Raw genomic sequence first — 2,432 nt, forward strand, 5'->3', positions numbered from 1 at the left:
CCCCCCCCCCCCCCCCCCCCCCCCCCCCCCCCCCCCCCCCCCCCCCCCCCCCCCCCCCCCCCCCCCCCCCCCCCCCCCCCGCAGGGTGTCGCAGGCGACGGACCGGTCCTGGCTCAGTCCCGCGGGCGCGTGGGGTGCGGCGTCCGCCGGTAGAGGTGCACCGAGACCGCGGCGATCCAGGCCCAGCCGGCGACGACGCCGATCCACAGGCCGAGCACCGCCCACGAGGACGTCGATCCCGTCGCGACACCCAGGAATCCCGCGAGCACCACGACGCCGGCGGCCACGGACACGCCGGCCCACCCGCGCCGTCCCTCGCCGGCGAACCGTCGTGCCAGCGCCCACGCCGACGCGACCAGGCAGCCGAACCCGAGCCCGCCGGCGGCCATGTGCAGGAGCCCCGAGAGGCTGACCTCCACCGGCGGACCGGCGGGCGTGCCGACCGGGAAGCCGGCCATGGGGTCGGCGATGAACACCCCGGCTGCCACCAGGGCCAGCCCGTGGCCGGCGAGCAGCCCGGCGCCCCAGGTCGCACCGCGGCCCCCCGGCAGGGCCCGGCGCACACCGACGGCCGCGGCCAGGACCATCAGCCCGGCGACGACGAGCGTGGTGACCTGGATCCACCCCAGCGGGCCGTTGGCCAGCAGGCTCAGGTCGTGGCGGGTGAGGTCGAACCCGTCCCTCATCAGCGCCTGTACCAGCCCGGAGGTCAGGTAGACGGCCCCGGCGAGGGGTCCGTAGCCGAGCAGGGACCGCGTGACAGCTGACGGCCGGTCACAGATCGGGCCGACCGGCGTCCGGACGGCGGGGGCGGGGGCTGCGCTGGTGGTCATCGGGCTGCCTCTCGGGGAGTTCTCGCACTCGTCAGACGTCAGACGGCGCGGGTCCCCGGAAGTCATCGCAGGTGGCCGACGGGACCTCCGCCGGTCGGGGGGGCCCTCGCTCAGGCCCGGGCGCAGGCCAGCAGGTGGTCCACCGCGGCGGCGAACTCCCCGGGGCCGGCCAGCGGGGCGGGGAACGGCGTCCGCAGGTCGTAGCAGCCGCGCCGGTGCTCGACGCGGAACACGACGCCGAAGCGGTCGACGCCGAGCAGGTGGACGTCGTCGTCGCCGGTCCAGGCCCGCACCCGCGCGCACAGCTCGGCCAGGGAGCCGGCGGAGTCGGCCAGCAGGTCGGGCTCCACCGCCCCGAGCGGGTCCGGCCGGGCCGCGGCGTACTCCTCCGGCGTGACCTCGGTGCAGCCGCCGCCCTCGTGGAGGAGGACCTCGGCGAGGTCCAGGCGCAGCAGCGTCGCGGTGAGCCCGACGTCGAGCAGCACGTCGGTGGGGTGGGCGGCGGCGAAGGCGAGCACCCGCTCCGGCTCGTCGCGGGCCGGCACCGGGGTCAGCCAGCCGGCCAGTTCCAGCCGGGCGCGCAGCGGGTTGCGCAGGGGCAGCGGCGAGCGGGAGGTGACCGACACCCGCGCGGGCAGGTCGCCCTCGGGCGCGGCGGTCACGGCGGCGGCCAGCCCCCCGGACCGCGGGACGACGACCAGCACGTCCCCGTCGTCGGTGGTCGTGGCGGCCAGGAGCCGGCTGGTGCCCAGCCCCAGCGCGGTGATCGAGGCGGCCGGCCTGGTGGCGACCGTGCGGGCCCGCTCGGCGGCGTCCGCCGCGGAGGCGCGGTCGGCGCCGGCAGCGGGCGTCCGGGGTGCAGGGCGGGGTGCTGCGGTCATGGCTTCCCTCGGGGTGGACGTCGGGGTGTCGAACGAGAGTAAGGTGAGCCTAACCAAACCAGGAGGTCCCGTGAACACCCCGCGTCCCAAGGTCCGGATCAGTCGCGCCCTCGGCATCCCGCTCACGCCGAAGGCCGTGCAGTACTTCGAGCGGCGTCCCTACCCGCCGGGTGAGCACGGGCGCAAGCGCCGCAAGGACAGCGACTACTCGACCCGGCTCAAGGAGAAGCAGCGGCTGCGGGCGCAGTACGACATCAGCGAGAGCCAGTTGCGCGCGGCGTTCGACCGGGCCAGGCGCGCCGGCGGCAAGACCGGTGAGGCGCTGATCCAGGACCTCGAGTCACGCCTGGACGCCACCGTGCTGCGGGCCGGCTTCGCCCGCACCATCTACCAGGCCCGGCAGTTCGTCACCCATCGGCACGTACTGGTCAACGGCCAGCGGGTGGACCGCCCCTCCTACCGGCTGCGGCCGGGCGACTTCGTGCAGATCGCGGAGAAGTCGCGGGTCAAGGACCCGTTCGTCGTCGCCGCCTCCGGCGCGCACGCCACCGCGCCGGCCTACCTCGAGGTCCGGCTGGCCGACCTGGTCGCCCGCTACGAGCGCACCCCGGGCCGCGACGAGGTCCCGGTGGTCTGCGAGGAGCAGCTGGTCGTGGAGTACTACTCCCGCTGACCGCCGCACCCGGAACCGGGCGAGATCCCGCGATCTCGCACGGTT

At 76.6% G+C, this 2,432-nt stretch carries 3 protein-coding genes; 1 reads left to right on the plus strand and 2 read right to left on the minus strand.

Going from position 1 to position 2,432, the window contains the following annotated elements; genetic code table 11:
- Positions 1-113: 113 nt before the first annotated feature.
- Both ACI79E_RS22355 and ACI79E_RS22360 read right to left on the minus strand, forming a co-directional pair.
- A complete protein-coding gene (locus ACI79E_RS22355; RefSeq protein ID WP_456934778.1) occupies positions 114-833 on the minus strand; it encodes a DUF998 domain-containing protein in 720 nt (239 codons plus the stop codon).
- A 110-nt stretch (positions 834-943) separates the two neighbouring features.
- The gene (locus ACI79E_RS22360) at positions 944-1,714 is read right to left on the minus strand and encodes a DUF2470 domain-containing protein (protein WP_456934779.1); all 771 of its coding nucleotides are present in this window, start codon (positions 1,712-1,714) and stop codon (positions 944-946) included.
- Between the two features lie 70 nt (positions 1,715-1,784).
- Here ACI79E_RS22360 and rpsD point away from each other — a divergent pair, with 70 nt between their 5' ends.
- Entirely contained in the window at positions 1,785-2,387 is a 603-nt protein-coding gene (gene rpsD, locus ACI79E_RS22365; RefSeq protein WP_456934780.1) for a 30S ribosomal protein S4, read from the plus strand.
- Positions 2,388-2,432: the final 45 nt, after the last annotated feature.

It is taken from the genome of Geodermatophilus sp. SYSU D00079, assembly GCF_054050635.1.